Origin of the sequence: Actinomadura sp. HBU206391, from assembly GCF_014323665.1 — a bacterium.
Classification (GTDB): Bacteria; Actinomycetota; Actinomycetes; order Streptosporangiales; family Streptosporangiaceae; genus Actinomadura_C.
In genome coordinates, this window is the sequence record NZ_JABVEB010000017.1 from 63,561 (window position 1) to 70,392 (window position 6,832).

A 6,832-nucleotide genomic window follows, 5' to 3' on the forward strand; every position below is an offset into this window, starting at 1 on the left:
CCGCACAGCGCCCTCCGGCCCGCACTGAACGTCGACTCGTCCGGTTCAGATGGTCGGTGCTGGTGGGTCATGGTCCTTTGGGTTGGTGGTCGCTTTCGCGGGGTCGGTTTGTGCGGTTTTGTGGTCGGTCTGGGTTTTGTCTGGTGTCCCAGGGTGGTAGGCAGCGGATGATGTGGCGTCCGTCGGTGTTGTGGGTGGTCTGGACCCTGTCGGGGTTGTCTTCGATCCATTGGTTGTGGAAGCGGCAGGTGGGGGTGAGTTTGTCGATGTCGGTGGGGGATCCGAGTTTCCATCCGTCGAGGTGGTGGATCTCGCACAGCCCTGAGGGGATATCGCACCCATCGACGGCGCAGGTGGCGTACAGGGCGCGTAGGACTTGGCGTTGCCTGGGGGTGGCGAAGCGGGTGGTGCGCCCCAGATACAGCGGGTGTCCGTCGGGGCTGAGAATGAGTGCGGACACTCCGGCGTTGAGCGCGAGTTGCCGTACCCGGGCCGCTGGGATCGGGGTGCCGTCGGGCAGCCGCCCCGGTGTGTTGGCGCCCTTCAAGGTTTCGAGCTGGATGATGACCATGAGGGTGCTGCGCCGGTGGCCTTGGGTCAAGACGCTGATGAGGGCGTCGGCGCGTCGTTGGGCGTGGTCGCGGTCGTCTCCTGCGCCGGTCGGGGCGGTGAGGGGTTCGATGATGTCGTCGAAGGCGGCGGCGTCTTCGGGGGTGAGCCATCCTTTGAACCAGGCCGATCCGTCCAGGGTCTTGGATTTCTCCATCCAGGACCGGGTGAAGGGGCGTCTGGCGTCGGCGGGTGGTTTTCCGGTGCCGTCCCGGTCGGCGATGACCTCACGGATACGCTCACCCGCCCGGGCGACCTCACCGGCCGAGCATTCCTGTTCGGCCAACCCCAGCAGATGCTCCTGCGCGGCCTGAGCATCGTCGTCGTTCAGCCGGTTGACGGTGTGGGCGATCGTGCTCGCATACCCATGGGAAAGCTCACCCGCGGTGAACCGCTTACCCACCTCAGCAAGGCGCGGCAGCTGACGAGACAGCAGCACCCGCTCGCCGGCGCGCCCCGACCGCATCCCGAGCTGTTTTCGCAGCCAGGCGGAGGTGGAGGAGAACCCCCACCGCCGCGCTTCACCGCTGCGATCGACGACCCCGACCAGCGACGCCAGGGCGGCCTCACCCACATCGAGCGCCCGCCCGAGGTCTTGGGCCAGCTCCATGCATGCGGCCGGGGACTCCACGTCCGGGCGGGCGGCCAGCTCCGACACGACCGCCGAGACGGCCTCCACCAACTCACCCGGGGAGGCACCGTCCAGATCGATCGTTACTGACCGCACATCCCAACTCTACTTAAAGTCACCACCACGAGTCGAACAAATTTTCGACATCAAGGGTGACAATCGCCTTCCCTTGTCGCTCGATCAGGAGGTCACGCCGAAGCATTGCGCGCGGCCTTCTGTCGTCGGCGGCCGTTCAGCTTGGGCGTGAGCTGTGAGGCGGACGGCCGTGGCCGGTCAGGACTCCAAGGCCGCCTTGATGCGGGCGAGGGTGGCGCGCATGCTCTCGCGGTTCACCCGGGCGCGGTCCTCGGCCTTGACGCCGGTGAAGATCCGGCCGAGGGCTGAGACGATCTTTGCGCTGCGTCCGTCGCGGCGCAGGTCCTCCCAGTACTCGGTGAGCCGGGTCGAGTCGCCACCGATGCCCTCGACGCGGTAGCCCCACACCGCCGCCGGCATGCGGAAGCTGGTCACCCGGAAGGCGAAGACGCGGCCGGGTTCGGCGGCGGTCACGCGGGAGTTGGTGAACCACAGCCGCCAGCCGATCCGGTTCCAGCCGACGAACGTCGTGCCCGGCCGCGCCGGCCGGCCGCGGGTCCAGATGGCGAAGGTCTCGGGGCTCCACTGGCCCATGCGCTTGAGGTCGGCGACGGCCTCGTAGACCCGCTCGGGCGGGGCGGCGACGACCACGCTCTCCTCGACCACCCACTCGCGTGCCATGCCCTGATCCTCTCCCGTCAGCGATCTCATCAGCGAAGATGGCCGAAGCGCGTGGCCCAGCCGGCGTACCAGGCGGCGAACCAGGGCTCGCCCTCGGCCAGCGGCTGGACGTAGGTGACCGTCTCGGCGTAGTAGCGCCGCTGGAAGTCCGGCGGCATCTGGTCGAGCCGCTGCACATTGCTCACCCGGTCGGCCAGCTTCACCAGGATCGCCTCACGGGTCGCCGAGCGCAGCCGCCGCAGGTAGGCCGTCTTCGCGGCGCGCTTGGCGGCCCTACCCCCGCCCTCCTCGGCAGGCGGCTTGGTGACCCAGTCGACGAGCTCGGCGACTCCGGGGCCGAACTCCTCCTCCACGTCGCGCAGCGAGGCATCGGTGTCCTCGACCACGTCGTGCAGCAGGGTGGCCACGAGCACGTCCTGATCGCGTACGCCGGCGCCGCGCACCTGCACCTCGAGCGCCTCCAGCAGATGCTCGACGTACGGCACGCCGGTCGGCCGCAGCTGATCGCCGTGCCAGCCCACCGCCGCCGCGGCCGCGCGATCGAGAACGGGCAGCATGGGACCGTATGCCCCGGAACCTTCCGACTGCAGCGCCGGCTGCGCGTCGTCCCAGGTCCGCCAGCTGGTGAAGATCTCCATGTGGAACTCCGAGTCGCCCGGACCGACGCATGCCCGTCCGCTGGGCCGTATTGTCGCGAAGCCGGTGCGAGCACGGCAAGCTGGGAGGGCGAAGGAGGTGGTCGTGATCGGCGGCAGGCAGCGGCACGTGCTGAGTCTCGTGGCGGTGGTGCTGGCCGTCACGACCGCGGCCGTCCTGATCAACAGGTTCGTGCTGCAGGCCGAGTGGTGGCAGGTCGACCAGAAGGTCACCGACCGCCCGGCCGGACGGCTGGCCGACCTGGGGCCGCCGCCGGGCCCGGTGGCCCTGACCTGGCAGCTCCCCACGGCGGTACGGCGCAGTGGGCTGTCGCCGTACGACCAGGTCGCGCACGGTGTCGTGCAGGGCCAGGTGGTCGTGGTGTCGGGTCGCGGTCTGGACGTGCGCGACGCCCGTACGGGCGCAGAGCGGTGGCACTACAACCGCAGCGACTGGACCCTGCTCGGCTGGGCCGCGACCGGGGGTCACCTGCTGGCCTACTTCGAGCGCGCCGGGCACCGCGGCGACCGCCTCATCGCCGGTTTCGACGCGGTGAGCGGCCGGCTGCTCTGGCGGGCGCCCGGTGAGGCGCCCGCCGTCACGGAGCGATCTTCGCTGCGCTGGCCGGCCGGATCCGGGGTCGTGCTGACCACCGACACCGGGCGAAGGTCGCTGCGGGGCCGGTCCGCGGCGACCGGCAAGCGGCTGTGGACCACGCCCCTGCCGCGCGGATGTGAGCTGCCCGACGCCACCGCGCACGGCTCCGGCGGCAGCGAGACCCTCTCGGTGCTGTCGCTCGACTGCGACCGGCACGGCCGCGTGCTCGCCATCGACCCCGCCACCGGGCGGACCCTTTGGAGTAGGACCCTGCGCCCGGCCGAACCGCCGGCCGTGACCGTCGACGGCGACGTCACGGCGGTGTTCGACGGCGACTCCCTGCGGGCCTACCGCCGGGACGGCAAGGAGATCGCCGCCCGCCTCGGCGACGATCTGTGCGGGGCGATGTGCCCCGTCGTGCTGTCCGGCGACCGGCTCATCATGGTCTACCGGCAGGGCGACGACCGGGCGGCCGCGCGTCGGATGGAGGCGATCGAGGTCTCCTCGGGCCGCACCGTGTGGCAGCACGACGTGCCCGACTACGCGGCGCTGACGGTGTCGGGGGACCGGCTGTACGCCCTGCGCCCGCGCCTGGCCGAGAACCTGCTCCCCGCGGGGATCGACATCGTCGCCCCCGCCGACGGTGAGACGACGACCGTGCCCGCGCCGTTCGTCGTCGGCCCCCGAATGGACGGCGCCCGCCCCTGGCTGGCGGCCGCCGGTGGCCTGTTGTACGTCGCCGTGCCGGAGGTCGGGCCCCGGCAGAGCGCCGACGAGCGCCGCGATCCCTATCCCGCAGGCGCCGCGCGGTTGATCGCGCTGCGCGGGGGGCCGGGCGGGCACGGGCCCGACGAGTTCGGCGGCGTCGCCACGGCGGACTGGCCGGACGCCTGTGGTCTGCTGCGCAAAAGCGACCTCGCGGCCGTGCGCACGGGCAGGTACCGCACCCGGCCCGAGCGGACGAGCGTGGGCGACGTGCCGCTGCCGCGCCCGGTGAGCTGCCGGTACGAGCCGGACGACGACAAGGGCCAGAGCGCCAGGGCGCTGACCGTCACGGTGGAGTGGGTGGCCGGCACCCCGCAGGCGGCCACCGAACTGCTGGCCGCGTGGCGGGCGACCGAGCCGCTGGCCCGGCAGCTGATGGACGGAGGCGACGAGGCGTACGAGTTCGGCACGTCCGGCACGATCGCGGTACGCGTCGGCCGCTACATCGTCGCGGTGAACGCCTACCAGACGCCCGGGGTGGCCAACCGGCTGGCCCGGGCGGTCGCCGCCCGCCTGCCGGCGCCCACGTGAAGGCCCCCGTGAAGGCCCACGTGAAGGCCCTGTGAGGCTGCCCTCGTGAGGGGAGGGCCGGGGCCCTTGTGAGGGCCGGGCCTCACGCCGTGAGCGAGGTGCCGTTCGCGGTGTGTTCGGCCGCCTTATCGATGAACGTCGCCGGTGACTCCGGCACGGCTTCTTCGGCGGCCTCGTCATGGGCGGCACGCGACCATGACTCCAGCCGGGCGACGAACCGCTCGGCCTGCACCGGCCAGTGGAAGCGGGCCCGGGCGGTCTCGTAACCGCGCCGGCCCAACTCGGTGCGCAGCTCCGGGTCCTCGCGCAGCCGCCGTACGGCGTCGGCGGCGGCGCCCGGCTGCTGGAAGTCGACGATGAGCCCCGCGCCGCTCGATCCGATGAGGTCCACGGCGGGCGGGTTCGGCGTCGTGATCACCGGGATGCCGCGGGCCATGTACTCGATCACCTTGGTCGGCATGGAATGCCGGTAGTTCGGCTCGTCGTGCAGCAGCGCCAGCCCGGCCATGGCGCCCTCGGCGATGCGCAGCGCCCGGTCGTTGGGCACGAAGCCGTACCACCGCAGGATGCCCTCGAGCTGGGCCGCGCGGAGCAGGACACGGACGTCGGCGTCGGCCGAGCCGATCAGCTCCACCGCGATGCCCTCGCCGTGCAGCTGCCGGGCCACCTCGATCATGTCGGCGGCGCCCCGGGCCATGGACAGGTGCCCGACGTAGACCACCCTGCGGTCGTCCGGCGGCTCGGGCGGGGTGTCGGAGACGTAGGTGGTGTTCGGCACGACCGGGTGCTCGCGCTGGAACCGGGAGCGGTAGCCCTCCTCGGCGAGCAGCAGCCGGTGCCGCCGCTCGGTGCGCGATTCCAGGTACCGCACCACCGGGCGCAGCAGCGGGCGCAGGGGCCTCGGCACCCAGCCCTTCGCGCTCAGCGCCGCCGCGGTGTCCTCGTGCACGTCCCACACGACCGTCCGTTGCCTGAGCTTGCGGGGGATCGCCAGCAGCAGCTCAGGGTCGTGCAGCAGGACAACGTCGGCGTACGGGGCGTGCCTGGCCAGTACGGCCCGTGCGGCGCGGACCGCCCGCAGCCGGTGCCGCCCCGTGGCACGAGGCACGTCCACCGGGTGGATGTTCCGCCACGGCGTCACGTTGCAGGCACGGAAGGGCGCGATATAGGTCACTTCATGCCCGGCGTCCAGCAGGGCGCGAATCTGCCTGTGCAGAATTCGCGCGTCCTCGGGGTGGTGCACGATCGTGCAGACGCAGACCCGCATATTCCTCACTCCGACTGGGTGACATCTCCCCCTTGAGGGAGCTTCACCAGGTCTCGCAACTTGCAGATGAATTCGGCGAGTCCGGCAGATGCACCTTCGCCGTCACAGCAACTCCACGTTCTCCAGCGGCAGGCCGCGGGTACGGCCGCGGGTGTCGAACAGCAACTGTGCGTGCTCGCGGAGCGTGTCCGCCTCGTAGACGCTGTGGTCGGCCAGAACGATCGCCAGGTCGGCCCCGCGGAGCGCCTTGACGAGGTCGGTGCCGCCGTTGGGGATCTCGACGCCGTCGACGTCCCACGAGGCGACGTAGGGATCGTGGTAGGTCAGGTTGGCGCCGAGCCGCTGGAGGCGTCGTGCGACGGGGCGTGCGGGGGATTCGCGTTGGTCGGCGATGTTGGGTTTGTAGGTGACGCCGAGGATGAGGATGTTGGCGTTTTTGAGTGCTTTGCCTTGTTGGTTGAGGAGTTGTTGGGTGCGTTCGACGACGTAGCGGGGCATGCGGTCGTTGATTTCTTGGGCGAGTTCGACGAAGCGGAAGGGGTAGCCGAGGGAGCGGACTTTGTAGGAGAGGTAGTTGGGGTCGATGGGGATGCAGTGGCCGCCGACGCCGGGGCCGGGGTGGAAGGCTTGGAAGCCGAAGGGTTTGGTGGCGGCGCAGTCGATGGCGTCCCAGAGGTCGATGTCGAGTTCGTTGCAGAAGATGGCCATCTCGTTGACGAGGGCGATGTTGACGTGGCGGTAGGTGTTTTCGAGGAGTTTGGCCATTTCGGCTTCGCGGGTGCCTTTGGCTTGGACGACGGTGTCGACGAATTTGCCGTAGAAGGCGGCGGCGGCGCTGGCGCAGGCGGGGGTGTGTCCGCCGACGATTTTGGGGGTGTTGCGGACGCCGTAGACGGGGTTGCCGGGGTCGATGCGTTCGGGGGAGAAGGCGAGGTGGAAGTCGTGGCCTGCGGTGAGGCCGGATTGTTCGAGGATGGGGCGGACGACCTCGTCGGTGGTGCCGGGGTAGGTCGTCGACTCCAGCACCACCAGCATGCCGG

The 6,832-nt window shown here is 70.8% G+C and carries 6 protein-coding genes; 1 reads left to right on the plus strand and 5 read right to left on the minus strand.

The features are described from left to right. Nucleotides 1-67: 67 nt before the first annotated feature. The 3 genes from HKK72_RS09770 to HKK72_RS09780 form a co-directional block, all read right to left on the minus strand. Complete coding sequence (locus tag HKK72_RS09770) at nt 68-1,336, minus strand: HNH endonuclease signature motif containing protein (protein WP_187233960.1); 1,269 nt, start codon at nt 1,334-1,336, stop codon at nt 68-70. Nucleotides 1,337-1,513: 177 nt separating this feature from the next. Next, nucleotides 1,514-1,996: an SRPBCC family protein gene (locus tag HKK72_RS09775; protein WP_187233961.1), complete on the minus strand. Its 483-nt coding sequence runs from the start codon at nt 1,994-1,996 to the stop codon at nt 1,514-1,516. A 29-nt stretch (nt 1,997-2,025) separates the two neighbouring features. Next, a complete protein-coding gene (locus tag HKK72_RS09780; RefSeq protein ID WP_187233962.1) occupies nt 2,026-2,634 on the minus strand; it encodes an HD domain-containing protein in 609 nt (202 codons plus the stop codon). A 103-nt stretch (nt 2,635-2,737) separates the two neighbouring features. Between HKK72_RS09780 and HKK72_RS09785 the strand changes: the two genes are divergently transcribed. Beyond that, on the plus strand, nt 2,738-4,525 hold the full coding sequence (locus tag HKK72_RS09785) for a PQQ-binding-like beta-propeller repeat protein (RefSeq protein ID WP_187233963.1): 1,788 nt from the start codon (nt 2,738-2,740) through the stop codon (nt 4,523-4,525). 82 nt (nt 4,526-4,607) lie between these two features. On the opposite strand, the gene HKK72_RS09790 is transcribed toward HKK72_RS09785, so the two are convergent. Together HKK72_RS09790 and HKK72_RS09795 are read right to left on the minus strand one after the other, a co-directional pair. After that, complete coding sequence (locus HKK72_RS09790) at nt 4,608-5,792, minus strand: glycosyltransferase family 4 protein (RefSeq protein ID WP_187233964.1); 1,185 nt, start codon at nt 5,790-5,792, stop codon at nt 4,608-4,610. Between the two features lie 102 nt (nt 5,793-5,894). Then, on the minus strand, nt 5,895-6,832 hold a 938-nt coding region (locus HKK72_RS09795), incomplete at its 5' end, for a nucleotide sugar dehydrogenase (protein ID WP_187233965.1).